General features: G+C 71.5%; 11 protein-coding genes. 4 read left to right on the top strand and 7 right to left on the bottom strand.

Annotation, left to right across the window (positions count from 1 at the left end):
- Positions 1–3: 3 nt before the first annotated feature.
- From ACQEVZ_RS27455 to ACQEVZ_RS27445, 3 genes are all read right to left on the bottom strand, one after another.
- The gene (locus tag ACQEVZ_RS27455; protein WP_433377012.1) at positions 4–1,638 is read right to left on the bottom strand and encodes a sodium:solute symporter family protein; all 1,635 of its coding nucleotides are present in this window, start codon (positions 1,636–1,638) and stop codon (positions 4–6) included.
- Between the two features lie 106 nt (positions 1,639–1,744).
- Positions 1,745–2,119: a response regulator gene (locus ACQEVZ_RS27450; protein WP_360559251.1), complete on the bottom strand. Its 375-nt coding sequence runs from the start codon at positions 2,117–2,119 to the stop codon at positions 1,745–1,747.
- Position 2,120: 1 nt separating this feature from the next.
- Entirely contained in the window at positions 2,121–4,766 is a 2,646-nt protein-coding gene (locus ACQEVZ_RS27445; protein ID WP_433371506.1) for an ATP-binding response regulator, read from the bottom strand.
- Between the two features lie 94 nt (positions 4,767–4,860).
- On the opposite strand from ACQEVZ_RS27445, the gene ACQEVZ_RS27440 reads away from it, so the two are divergent.
- The gene (locus ACQEVZ_RS27440) at positions 4,861–5,091 is read left to right on the top strand and encodes a hypothetical protein (RefSeq protein ID WP_344501026.1); all 231 of its coding nucleotides are present in this window, start codon (positions 4,861–4,863) and stop codon (positions 5,089–5,091) included.
- Between the two features lie 116 nt (positions 5,092–5,207).
- Here the strand turns inward: ACQEVZ_RS27440 and ACQEVZ_RS27435 are convergent, their stop codons facing one another.
- Positions 5,208–5,630, bottom strand: coding sequence for a TraR/DksA family transcriptional regulator (locus tag ACQEVZ_RS27435; protein ID WP_425552145.1), 423 nt, complete (start codon positions 5,628–5,630; stop codon positions 5,208–5,210).
- Between the two features lie 78 nt (positions 5,631–5,708).
- Between ACQEVZ_RS27435 and ACQEVZ_RS27430 the strand changes: the two genes are divergently transcribed.
- Complete coding sequence (locus ACQEVZ_RS27430) at positions 5,709–6,119, top strand: ATP-binding protein (protein WP_433371501.1); 411 nt, start codon at positions 5,709–5,711, stop codon at positions 6,117–6,119.
- A 100-nt stretch (positions 6,120–6,219) separates the two neighbouring features.
- On the opposite strand, the gene ACQEVZ_RS27425 is transcribed toward ACQEVZ_RS27430, so the two are convergent.
- Positions 6,220–6,561: an STAS domain-containing protein gene (locus ACQEVZ_RS27425; RefSeq protein WP_344501020.1), complete on the bottom strand. Its 342-nt coding sequence runs from the start codon at positions 6,559–6,561 to the stop codon at positions 6,220–6,222.
- A gap of 137 nt (positions 6,562–6,698) precedes the next feature.
- On the opposite strand from ACQEVZ_RS27425, the gene ACQEVZ_RS27420 reads away from it, so the two are divergent.
- The gene (locus ACQEVZ_RS27420) at positions 6,699–8,024 is read left to right on the top strand and encodes a PP2C family protein-serine/threonine phosphatase (protein WP_433371497.1); all 1,326 of its coding nucleotides are present in this window, start codon (positions 6,699–6,701) and stop codon (positions 8,022–8,024) included.
- Entirely contained in the window at positions 8,021–9,043 is a 1,023-nt protein-coding gene (locus ACQEVZ_RS27415; RefSeq protein ID WP_433371494.1) for a cobalamin B12-binding domain-containing protein, read from the top strand. Before ACQEVZ_RS27420 ends, ACQEVZ_RS27415 begins: the two co-directional genes overlap by 4 nt.
- Positions 9,044–9,472: 429 nt before the next feature.
- Here the strand turns inward: ACQEVZ_RS27415 and ACQEVZ_RS27410 are convergent, their stop codons facing one another.
- A complete protein-coding gene (locus ACQEVZ_RS27410; protein WP_354890039.1) occupies positions 9,473–10,279 on the bottom strand; it encodes a TrmH family RNA methyltransferase in 807 nt (268 codons plus the stop codon).
- Positions 10,279–12,834, bottom strand: coding sequence for a valine--tRNA ligase (gene valS / locus ACQEVZ_RS27405; RefSeq protein WP_433371490.1), 2,556 nt, complete (start codon positions 12,832–12,834; stop codon positions 10,279–10,281). The genes ACQEVZ_RS27410 and valS overlap by 1 nt, the downstream gene beginning before the upstream one ends.
- Positions 12,835–12,842: the final 8 nt, after the last annotated feature.

Below are 12,842 nucleotides of genomic sequence, written 5' to 3'. Positions count from 1 at the left end.
CCCCTACAGGAACGGCAGGTAGAACGCGAAGGCCAGGATCAGCGCGCCGGCGCCGAGCAGGACCGGGGAGCGGTACCAGGCCCGGTCACCGGCGAGCTCGCCGGCGCTCAGGTCGTGGCTTCCGATGCCGTACACGAGGCCGCTGAGCTCCTCGTCGGTCTTCCGGGTGGTGAAGAGGGTGACGACGACGGAGACGATCGCGACGGTCACGAACGCGATGCCGGCGCCCCAGAACGACTCGTCGAGGTCGGAGCCGAACGTGAACCAGCCCCACCACTTGTAGCCGGCGTAGACGATGAACGCCGCGACCGTGCCGGTGAGCAGCCCCCAGAAGCCCGCCCACGCGGTCATCCGCTTCCAGAACATGCCGATGATGAACGCACCGAACAGCGGGGCGTTGAACAGCGAGAACAGGGCCTGGATGTAGTCCATGATGTTGCTGTAGCCGGAGGCGATGAACGCGGTGCCGATGCCGATGATGACGCCGACGACCGTGATCCAGCGGCCGATGCGCAGGTAGTAGCCGTCGGGCTTGTCCCGCTTCACGTACTCCTGCCAGATGTCGTACGTGAAGACGGTGTTGAACCCGGAGACGTTGGCCGCCATGCCCGCCATGAACGACGCGAGCAGGCCGGTGACCGCGATGCCGAGCACACCGTTCGGGAGGAACTCGCGCATCAGCAGGGGGATGGCGTTGTTGTACTGCAGGTCGCCCTGGTCGGCGCCGAGCCCTTTGACCGTGACGAGCGCGACCAGGCCCGGGATGACGGTGACGAACGGGATGAGGACCTTCGGGTAGGCCGCGATGATCGGCGTCCGGCGGGCGGCGCTCATGTTCCGCGCCGACAGGCCACGCTGGACCTCGGCGAAGTTCGTCGTCCAGTAGCCGAACGACAGCACGAACCCGAGCCCGAAGACGATGCCCCACCAGGGCGCGCCGAGCGGGTTGTCGCTGCTGCCGGTGCCGGCCCAGGTGTGCAGGCCGGCCTCGCCGAGCTTCGTGTCGCGGACCGCGTCGAACAGCCCGTTGATCCCGCCGACCTTCACCAGGCCGATGATCGCGATCGGCAGCAGCCCGGCGATGATCACGAAGAACTGCAGGACCTCGTTGTAGATCGCGCTGGAGAGACCGCCGAGGGTGATGTACGCCAGGACGATCGCGGCCCCGACCACGATCGCGGTCCATAGCGGCCAGCCGAGCAGCGCCTGCATGATCAGCGCGAGCGCGTACAGGTTGACGCCGGCGATGAGGACCTGGGCGAGCGCGAACGACAGCGCGTTGAGCAGGTGGGCGGGGCGGTTGAAGCGGCGCCGCATGTACTCGGGGACGCTGCGCACCTTGGAGCCGTAGTAGAAGGGCATCATGACGATGCCGAGGAACACCATCGCCGGAACGGCGCCGACCCAGTAGTAGTGGACGGTCATCATCCCGTACTTGGCGCCGTTGGCGGCCATGCCCAGGATCTCCAGGGCACCCAGGTTGGCGGAGACGAACGCGAGACCGGTCACCCAGGCGGGCAGCGAACGCCCGGACAGGAAGAAGTCGGCGCTGTTCTTGATGGAGCGGCGGGCGGCGAGGCCCACGCCCAGGACGGTGATGAAGTAGAGCGACAGCAGGACGTAGTCCAGCGCGTCCATCTGTAGGCGGAGACCATCGGCGAGTGTTCGCACCCGTTCCTCCCCAGCAACGATGAGTGAGCGTCAATTCACCTACCCACGGGTAGGTGACGCTCAAACCCGGTCATCAGGGGAGATGCTCACCGATGATCTTCAATAGGTCCTGCGCGCCGTAGGGCTTGTCGAGGAACGCGTCGCAGCCGGCGCTCATCGCCGCGGCCCGCTCGTGCGGCAGCACGCTCGCGGTCAGGGCGATCACCTGCGGGCGGTCCGGCTGGGCGCTGAGGTCGGCGGCGAGGCTGAGCCCGTTGCCGTCGGGCAGGTTGACGTCCAGGAGGATCAGGTCGACGGCGTGCTCCGCGAGCGCGTCGCGGGCCACCTGCAGGCTGCCCGCCTCCACCAGCTCGACCCGGCGGATCGTGTCGTCGGTGGCACGGGCGAGGATCGCCCGGACCAGGACCCGGTTCAGCTCCTCGTCCTCGACCAGCAGAACCTTGCTCATGTCAGATCGCTCCGTTTCCGCGTGCGTCGGACAGTGTGCTGGCCACGGCGGCCAGGTCGACCCACTCGCGGACGCCGTCGGAGGCGGCGGCGCTGCGGGGCATGGTGCCGATGACCTTGCCGGTCAGGCGGACCCGGTCGGCGTCGGACAGGTCCGGCTCGGTCAGCGCCAGGACCGGGATCCCCCTGGTCGCCGGGTCGCCCTCGAGCCCGGCGAGGAGCGCGAAGCCGTCGACGTCGGCCATCTGCAGGTCGCAGATGATCAGGTCGAAGCGCCGGTCGCGGGACAGGCGCAGCCCTTCCGGGCCGTCGTCGCAGGTGACGACGTCGATGCCGCCGTCGCGGAGGTGCTGCTCGACGACGTGCCGGGTCTGGTCGTCGCGGTCGACCACCAGCACCGAGGCGCCCTCGGCGCCGGCCCCCTTCGCCGGGACGATGTGCCGGGCGAGCTGGGCGAGCAGCAGGTCGTGGTCGACGGGCTTGACGAAGAAGTCGGTGGCGCCGAGCGACAGCCCGGCCCTGCGGTCGTCGACGATCGTGGCGAAGAAGACGGGGATGTCGCGCAGCGCGTCCTCCTGCTTGAGCTCCCGGATCACGTCCCAGCCGTCGATGTCCGGCATGATCACGTCGAGCAGGATCGCGTCGGGCGTCCAGCTCCGCGCCGCGGCCAGGCCCTCGCTGCCGCCGAGCGCGACCCGCACCCGGTATCCGGCGGCGCTGAGGTAGGTGCGCAGCAGCTCGGCCGCCCGGGCGTCGTCGTCGATGATCAGCACCCGGCCGCGCACAGAGCTCGCGCTGACGCTCCGGTCCGCGAGCGGTTCGTCGGTCGCGGCGTCGGGGATCTCGGCGGTGGCGTCCGGGAGCCGTACGGTGAAACGGCTGCCCTCACCGAGCGCGGACTGCAGCGCGATCGAGCCGCCGTGCGCCTCGACCAGCCGCCGGGTCAGCGCGAGGCCGAGCCCGGTGCCGGCCTTCCGCTGGGCGGCGTCGCCGACCTGCTGGAACTCCTCGAAGACGCGGCCGTGGTCCGCCGCGGCGATGCCGACCCCGCTGTCGGCGACGGTCAGCGCGACCTCGCCGGCGCCCTGCGCGGCGGTCAGCGAGATCCGGCCGCCCTCGGGCGTGAACTTGATCGCGTTGGACAGCAGGTTGTCCAGGATCTGCCGGAACCGGAGCGGGTCGACAAGGACCCCGACCCGCGGCACGTCGATCGTCACCTCGAGGCGCTTGCGGTCGGTGAGCGGCCGCAGGCCGGTGATCACGTCGTTGACCGCGGCGTCGAGGGCGAGCGGCTCCGGGTGCAGCTCCATCCGCCCGGCCTCGACCTTCGCCAGGTCGAGGATGTCGTTGATGAGGCAGAGCAGGTGCCGGCCGCTGTTGTGGATGTGGTCGACCCACTCGGCGGGCACGGCGCGCCGGTCGCCGTCGGGGTGCTCGGCGCGCATCAGGTCGCTGAAGCCGATGATCGCGTTCAGCGGGGTGCGCAGCTCGTGGCTCATGCCGGCGAGGAAGTCGCTCTTGGCCTGGCTGGCGTACGTGAGCGCGTCCACGGACTCGGCCAGCTGCTCGGCGAGGCGGCGCTGCTCGGCGACGATGGTGCCGCGCTCCGCCAGGACCTGGGCCTGGCCGCCGAGCACCGCCGCGAGGCGCAGGTCGTCGACGGTGAACAGGGCGCGGTAGTGGTCGAGCAGCAGCACGGCGCCGCGCTCGCCCTGCGCCAGCGGCAGCTCGAGCGCGGTGACGTACTGGGCGCCGGTGGTCTGCGCGTACCAGGCGGCCAGCTCGCTCTTGTCTCCCCTGGCCGGCTGCCTGGCGGTCAGAAGCGCCTGCAGGTCGGCGGCGGTCAGCTCGGGCATCGGCTCGTGCGGCAGGCTGGCGCCGGAGCGGCAGACGGCGGCGACCTGCTCCAGGCGGTCGTCGGGGGCGGTGCGGACCAGCACGACGGCGTCGGCGCCGGTCGTCTCGTGCACCACCTGGACGTAGCGGCGCCACACCTGGCCGGTGCTGACGGCGGCCGGCAGCCGCTGGAGGTCCTCGGTCGCCTCGTACCAGACGGTGGCCGACATCATCCGGCGCAGCCACGCGGGCGGTATGAACGCGACCAGGTAGCCGATCGCGGACACCAGCGCCACGACCCGGCCGGCGGGCGCCAGCCAGCTGGTCGTGCCCGGGTACAGCACGGCGCCGGTGAACAGCATCAGCATCATCAGCACGAACAGGTAGGTGGCGGCCCCGGCGAGCCGCAGCCTGGCCCGGGCCGCGCCGGAGCGCCGCTGGGCGCCCAGCAGCAGGTACGTGCCGGCGATCACCTCGGTGACGGTGAACGCGCCGGAGGCCAGCAGCAGGTAGCCGAGGTTGAGCGGCCGGGGCGCGACCGCGACGGCGGCGATGCTGGCGAGCAGCGCGACCAGCAGGGCGCGGCTGAGCCAGGCCGGCACGTGCCGCAGCTTGGCGGTGAGCCGCAGCGTCAGGTACGGCTGCAGCATCAGCAGCGCGGTCGAGGCGGCGCTCGCGGCAAGCGGCAGCGGGCTCACCAGGACCTGGCGGGCCATCGCGGTGGCGCACACCACCACCGGGGGCAGGAAGATCAGCGTGATGTCCCGCTGGATCGGATCCCGGGTGGCGGCGTACCCCACAAGTGCACGCAAGAACACCGCTACCACGAGCAGTGTTGTGACTAGAGTTACCATTCGACTACGCCCCGTAACAGTAGAACGGGACTCACTCTAGCCAGGGGGACGGATGGGCGCGACGGAACCGGCCGACGAGCTCGCCCTGTTGCGGGCCGAGATCGCCGACGGGGCCCACGACCTTTCCAACGCGCTGGGCGCCATCCTCAACTATGTGGCGTTCCTGTCCGAGGACCTCGCCGCCGACTCCGCCGCCGCGGACTACCTGCCGCACCTGCAGAGCGCGGCGCACCGGGCCCTCGGGGTCGTCGAGCGGCTGAGCGCCAGCGGCGCCCGCCACTAGCTCCGCCTTCTCCGTTACCGGCGCTCGGTCAGGCTCTCGCGGTGGTCGTTACCGGCGCCCGGTCAGGCTCTCGCGGTGGTCGTTACCGGCGCCCGGTCAGGCTCTCGCGGTGGTCGTTACCGGCGCTCGGTCAGGCTCTTGCAGTGGACGCAGAGGGTCGCCGACGGGAAGGCCGTCAGGCGGGCGACCGGGATGTCCTCGGCGCAGCGCTCGCACCGGCCGTACGTGCCATCCGCGAGCCGCTCCAGCGCCCGCTCCACCTGGTCCATCCGGCCGCGGATCGACAGCGCGAGGGCGAGCTCCTGGTCCCGGCTGAACGCCTTGGTGCCCAGGTCGGCGACGTCGTCACCGGCGTCGACCACACCCGCGAGGGTCATCTCGGCGACCGCCTCGGCATACTCGTCGGCGAGCTCCTGATGACGCGCCGACAGCGCGGCACGCAGGTCCGAAGAGCGCTGCGCGCCACCGGCGACCGTCATTTCTGGCTGGACGAGCATTACGGGCCCCCCTGGAGTTCGATTGGGTTTCGGTTTGCCCATCGCAGACCTGCCGCAAACCTGTCACCTGCCCGACTCGCGGCGCCGTGTCACTGTTCAACGGGGGCGTGAGCGGGCACCATGAGGTACGTGTTCACGGTCGACCCCGACGACCTCGTCGCGCCCGGCGCGGACGCGGTCAGCGTCGAGGTGCCCGCCGGCGAGGCGCGTCAGGCCCGCCGGGTGATCACGCGCGCGCTGCACGTGTGGGACCTGCCCCACCTCACCCGCGCCGCGGTGATGGTCGGGCACGAGCTGGTCGCCAACGCGCTGCGGCACGGCATCCCGCCGGCCGCGCTGCGCCTGCTGCGCCGCGACTGCGCGGTGCTCATCGAGGTGGGCGACGCGAGCCCCGCCCTGCCACGGATCACCGAGATCGACAACGAGACCAGCACCTCGGGGCGGGGCATGTTCATCGTGTCGCGGCTGGCCCACTCGTGGGGCGTCCGCCCGCAGCCGATCGGCAAGATCGTCTGGGCCGAGCTGATCTAGGCCGGCGTCCTTCCCGTTCATCAGCGCTGGTGCTCGTTGTTCTCGTTTGTCAGCGCTGATGCCCGTTGTTCAGGCGGCCTGCTTCTCGCCCGCTCGTCGTTCAGGCGGCCTGCTTCTCGTCCCTGATCGGCAGGATCTGGTCCAGACCGGTGATCTCCAGGGTCATGGACACGTCGTCGTTGGGGTTGGCGACGATCAAGGTCGCGCCCGCCTGCTGTGCCCGCCGCCAGCAGCCGACCAGCGTCCCCAGCCCGCTCGAGTCGATGAAGGCGAGCTCGGTCAGGTCGATGACCAGCTCCGTCACGCCTGCGTCCAGCTGCTTGACCACCTCGGTGAGCAGCTTCGGTGCGGTGTCCAGATCCAGGTCACCCACCGTGTCGAGTCGTGCCCGCTGCCCCTCGCGGCGCACCGACAGCTCCCAGACCGTCTCGTCGTTGACCACGTTGCGCTGTGTCCTTTCGCGAACCGAGCTACGGATCGGCTACTGATCGCTGGTCAACAGTGTGTGGTACCCATCGGGCGGACTTCAAACGCTCACACCGTTTGACCCGGTCCGGGGTACGACGCAGACTCGAACCCATGACCAGCGACCTGGGCTTCGTGGGGCGTGCCCCCGACTCGCTGGACGACACTGCCATGCTGGCCGTCGCCCAGCGGCGGGCCCAGTTCCTCGCCGACGCCAGCCGCACCGTCTCCGGGTCGCTCAACCTGCCGCACACCGTCCGGCGCTCGCTGACCGCATGCGTGCCGCACCTCGCCGACTGGGCGCAGATCATGCTCATCGGTCGGGACGGGGCGTCGTACACCAGCCTCGTCGTCAACAAGACGGGCACCTCCTCCGCGGCCCGGCGCCATCCCGACGCCGACGGGGTCAACGGGCAGTCGAGGCTACTGGTCACCGGGCGGCCGGAGCTGCTGCACGTCTCGCTGGAGCAGGACCCGCTGGAGCCCGACGGCCTGCTCGCCCTCGTGCCCGACGAGCGGATGCGCGAGCAGGTCGCGGCGCTGCGCCCGGCCGACGTGCTGGGCCTGCCGCTGACCGCCCGCGGCACGACGTTCGGCACGCTGACGCTCGCCCGCCGCACCGGCTTCGGGTTCGTCGCCGAGGACATCTCCATCGCCGAGGAGCTGGCGGTCCGCATCGCGCTCGCGCTGGACGCCGCCCGCCGGTATGCCGAGCGCGCCGGCGTGGCCACCGTCCTGCAGGCCAGCCTCCGGCCGCCGGAGCTGCCGAAGCTGGAGGGCAGCGCGCTCGCCGCCCGCTACCGTGCCGCCTCCACCGACGCCGAGATCGGCGGCGACTTCTACGACGCGTGGGGCAGCCCCGACGACTGGTCGTTCGTCCTCGGCGACGTCTCCGGCAAGGGCGTCGAGGCGGCCGTGGTCACCGGCCAGGCCCGGCACACCGTCCGCGGCGCCTCCGCCGTCGACCGCGACCCCGCCGCGGTGCTCCGCGCCCTCAACACGATGCTCGACGGCACCGCCTCCGGCCGGTACGTGACCGCCGTCTACGGCCGGGTCCGCCGCCAGCCCTGCGGTGCCCTGCACGTGAAGGTCGCCTCCGCCGGCCACCCGCCGCCGCTGGCCGTCCGCGCCTCCGGCTCGGTGGAGCCCGTCGCGGTGCGCGGCCTCGCCGCCGGCCTGGTCCCCGAGGTCGAGTACACGCCGGCGGAGGTCACCCTGTCACCCGGCGACACCCTCGTCCTCTACACCGACGGCGTCACCGAGGCCCGCCACCACAGCGTCCGCGACGGCACGCGGCGCCTCGCCGAGCTGCTGTCGCAGTACGCGCAGGTGGGCGTCGACGCGCTGGTGGAGGCGATCGAGATCGCCGTGCTCGAAGGCTCCGACGGCACGCAACGCGACGACCTGGCGGTGCTGGCCCTGCGGGCGGCCGCCTCGTGACCGCTCTGCCCTTCGGGCCGTACTTCTCGTTCCTGGAGCGCCGGGACGCGGCGGGCGCCGTGGCGCACGCGCTCGCGCTGGTCGACGGCGGCGCCGACCCGGTCGACGTCCTGCTCGACGTCGTGGGCCGCGCGCAGGAGCAGGTCGGCCTGCGCTGGGCGGCCGGCTCGTGGACCGTCGCCCACGAGCACGCCGCGACCGCGATCAGCGAGTCCGTCGCCCTCGCCGTCGGCGCCCGCATCACCGCTCCCGCCGACCCGTTCGGCCACGTGATCCTCACCTGCGCGGAGCGCGAGTGGCACGGCCTGCCGGCCCGCCTGGTCGGGTACTGCCTGCAGGCGGCCGGCTGGCGCACCACCTTCCTCGGCGCGTCGATGCCGGCCCGTCAGTTCGCCCGCTTCCTCGACGACGTGGACGCCGACGCGGTCGCGATCAGCTGCTCCGTCGCCGCCTCCCTGCCCGCCGCCCGCCGCCTCATCGACGCCGCCCGCGAGGCCGGCCTGCCGGTCCTCGTCGGCGGCGGCGCCTTCGGACCGGACGACACGCGGGCCCGGGCGCTGGGCGCCTCCGGCTGGGCGAAGGACGCCCGCGCCGCCGCGGCGGTGCTCGACGGCCTCGTCGCCCGCGGGGACCTTCACAGCGCCGCCACGGACCGCGCCCGCCACACCGGCGCCGACGAGCACGCCGAGATGGTCGTCCGCTTCGCCGAGTTCCGCGCCACGGCCCGCCGGAGCTGGCTCGAGTCCCCCCACTCCGGACCTCAGGACCCGGCCTCGCAGGACCCGGCCTCGCAGGACGGCGGCCTGTTCGACGACGCGATCGACCACGCCCTGCACGCCCTGTCGGCGGCGCTGCTCACCGACGACCCGAGGCTGCTCCGCGAGGCCAGCGACTGGCTGACGGCGCTCTTCGCCGCCCGGGGCGAACCCGCCGGCGCGATCCCGGGCTTATGGCTCGCCCTGCACCGCACCGTCGGCGAACCCCTCCCCGAGGCCGCCCGCCACCTCAAGTCCCTGTAACTCTGAGCAGCAGGAACTACTGAAAGTACTGTCATGAATACGGGTTTGAAGGTCAATTTGCAGGCGTGGTGTAGGTTGCCAAGTAGGCGGTGCGGCACCAGCCCGAAGCGTGCCGGACCCGCGAACGTTCAGCGCAGGCTGCCCACCAGCACGGTGCGGCCAGCCATCGACCAGCAGACCCCCACTGACCCCGGCCAGCTCGCAGGCGCGCGTTACCGGCACCCGTCCGCGGACGCGTCCACTCGCCCGCGGACGCGCATTACCAGCGGTCGCGCGTAGCGCGTGTTCTCGGCGGACGTACGTAGCGCACGTTACCGACGGACGTTCGTAGCGCACGATCATCGCGTCTTCGTCGCCGGTGCTGGCGTGGTTACCGGCGGGCGTGCATAGCCAGGGGCGCGTGCGTCACGCAGCGGTTCGCGGCGCGGGTTACCAGGACGATTTGCGGGCGCGGGCCTCGTAGAGGAGGACCGAGGCGGAGACGGAGACGTTGAGGGAGTCGCCCGAGCCGAGCATGGGGACCGCGACGCGCTGGTAGCCGTGGCCGTACCACTCTTTGCCGATGCCGTAGCGTTCGCTGCCGACGACGAGGGCGGTGCGGCCCGAGTAGTTCGCCTGGCGGTAGTTGACCGCCTCGTCGGTGTCGGCGAGGAGGACCGTGAACCGGTGGCGCTGGAGCCAGGCGACGGCGTCGGCGGTCTGCTCGAACTCGATCGTCGGCACGGTGAGGATCGTGCCCTGGCTGGCGCGGATGACCTTCGGGTGGGTCAGGCGGGTCTTGCGGTTGGTGAGCACCAGGCAGTCGGCCCCACAGGCGTCCAGGGACCGGATCAGGGTGCCGAGGTTGCCGGGGATCTCGAGGCCGTCGGCGACCAGTACCAGCGACGTCTTGCCGAACCGGAGATCGTCGGCGTCCCAGCGGGGCAGGGCGGCTAGGGACAGCAGGCCGTCGGGCTTGTCGCGCTCGGAGATCTTCTCCAGGGTCCGCAGCGAGATCCGGAACGACCGGTCTGCCCGCGCGGCGATCTCCTCGGCGCGGCGGTGGGCCTCGTCGGCGTAGATCGCCTCGGGGCACCAGAAGAACGTGTCGATCGGCGCGCCGGCCTCCAGGAGCATGTTGTGCGCCCAGAGGCCCTCGGCGACGAAGAGTTTGTAGCGGTTGGGTGCGGTGTTGTTCTGGATGTGCTGCACCTGCCGCACGGCGGGGTGTTGGACCCCGATGGCCTGGAGTTCCATCACAACGTGACGGTAACGGACAGTTCCTCAGCGTCGGTGATGGCCCACGACCGGACGTTGCCGGCCGCGGTCAGGTCGGCCTTGACCTGCTCCAGGACGGCCGCGGGGCCGGCCACCGCCAGCAGCGCCACCTCGGCACGCATGGACTGCTGGGCCGCCGACTTCGCCTTCCGCACCGCCGCCAGCACCGCCGTCGCAACCGACAAAGGGGAAATGTCGGAAATGTCGGCAAAGGGGGAGAAGGGGCCGCCGTCGGCCGCGGGGGAAGGTCCGCCGTCAGCAGAGGAAGGTGCACCGCTAGCGGAGGAGATGCCGGTCGGCCAAGAGGCGCGGTGGATGGAGCCGGGCTGCCACCAGGACCAGATCTCCTCCGTCACGAAGGGCAGGAACGGGGCGAACAGCCGCAGCAGGGTCGACAGCGCCGTGGTCAGAGCGGTCCGGGCGGAGTCGGCGGCGGGAAGCTCGCCATAGGCGCGGGACTTGACCAGCTCCAGGTAGTCGTCGCAGAAGGACCAGAAGAACTGTTCGGTGCGTTCGAGGGCGCGCGCGTAGTCGTACACCTCGAAGGCCGCCGTCGCCTCGGTCACCACCGTGGACAGGGCGGCCAGCAGGGCCTGGTCCACGGGCTCGGTGACGGCACCGCTGGTGGGCACGGGGAAGCCGAGCACGAAGCGGCTCGCGTTGAGGAGCTTCGTGGCCAGGCGGCGGCCGATCTTCATCTGGTTCACGTCGAGCGCCGTGTCGACGCCCGGGCGGGCGCTGGCCGCCCAGTAGCGCAGGGCGTCGGCGCCGTGCCGTTCGAGCATGGCTTCCGGGGAGTCGCCGGCGTTGTCCTTGGACTTGCCGATCTTCTTGCGGTCGGGGTCGACGATCCAGCCGGCGATCGACGCCCGCTTCCACGGCAGCACGTCGTGCTCCACGTGGGCGCGCAGCACGGTCGAGAAGAGCCAGGTCCGGATGATCTCGTGGGCCTGGGGGCGCAGGTCCATGGGGAAGACCCGGGTGAAGAGGTCGGGGTCGTCGAGCCAGCCGCCGATGATCTGCGGGGTCAGCGAGGACGTCGCCCAGGTGTCCATGACGTCGGGGTCGCCGATGAACCCGCCGGGCCGGCCGCGCTGCGACTCGTCGTAGCCGGGTGGCGTGTCGCTGCTCGGGTCCATCGGCAGCGCCGAAGGCACGATGGGGTCGTCGTGGACGGGGTGGGCGTCGTCGTCGAGGCGGTACCAGAGCGGGATCGGCACGCCGAAGAAGCGTTGCCGGCTGATCACCCAGTCGCCGGTGAGGCCTTCGACCCAGTGTTCGTAGCGGGAGCGCATGTGGGCCGGGGTCCACTGCAGCTCGCGGCCCCGGGCGAGCAGCGCGGCGCGGAGTTCTGGCGAGCGGCCGCCGTTGCGGATGTACCACTGGCGGGTGCCGACGATCTCGAGGGGTTTCTCGCCCTTCTCGTAGAACTTCACCGCGTGGGTGATCGGCCGTGGCTCGCCTTCGAGCATGCCGTCGGCGCGCAGTGCCGCGACGATCTTCTCCCGGGCCTGGTTGACGGTGAGGCCGGCGACGAGTGCGTACTGGTCCTCGTCGACGCCGGGCGGCGGTTGCAGGCCGAGCCGGCCGTTGCGCTGGATGACGGTGCGGGTCGGCAGGTCGAGCTCCCGCCACCAGGTCACGTCGGTGAGGTCGCCGAAGGTGCACACCATCACGAGGCCGGTGCCCTTCGCGGGGTCGGCCAGGGGGTGGGCGAGCAGCGGCACGTCGACGTGGAACAGGGGCGTGCGCACGGTCGTGCCGAAGTGCGGCTGGAACCGCTCGTCGGAGGGGTGCGCGACCAGGGCCACGCAGGCGGGCAGCAGCTCGGGCCGGGTCGTGTCGACGGTGAAGTCGCCGAAGCGGATCCGGTGGTAGGCGCCGGGGCGTTCGCGGTCTTCGAGCTCGGCCTGCGCGACCGCCGTGCCGAACGTGACGTCCCAGAGGGTCGGGCCGTCGACGGCGTACGCGTCGCCGCGGGCGAGGCTGTTGAGGAATCCCTGCTGGGCGGCGGTCCGGGCCCGGTCGCCGATCGTCGTGTAGAGCAGGGTCCAGTCGACGGACAGGCCGAGGTTGCGCCACAGCTGCTCGTAGGCCTGCTCGTCGACCTCCGTCTGGCGTTTGCAGAGGTCGATGAAGTTCCGGCGGCTGATCTTCTGGGGCGGGCCGCCGGGGGTCTTCGTGATGACGAGGTGTTCGTCGTACGGCAGGGCGGGGTCGCACTGCACCCCGTACGTGAGCTGCACCCGCCGCTCGGTGGGCAGGCCGTTGTCGTCCCACCCCATCGGGTAGAACACGTCCCGGCCGCGCATGCGCTGGTAGCGGGCGATCGCGTCGGTCTGCGTGTAGGAGAAGACGTGGCCGATGTGCAGTGCCCCGCTCACCGTCGGCGGCGGCGTGTCGATCGAGAACACGCTGTCGCGGGTGGCGGTCCGGTCGAATCGGTAGGTCCCTTCGACGTCCCATACCTTTACCCAGCGCGCCTCGAGGCCATCGAGGGTCGGCTTGGCGGGTATGCGCGTCGAATCGGACATGTGCCCCA

The organism is Dactylosporangium sp. CA-152071 (assembly GCF_050936335.1).
Classification (GTDB): domain Bacteria; phylum Actinomycetota; class Actinomycetes; order Mycobacteriales; family Micromonosporaceae; genus Dactylosporangium; species Dactylosporangium maewongense.
The sequence above is the reverse complement of the archived record's forward strand: the minus strand, read 5'-3'. Positions and strand labels throughout refer to the sequence as shown.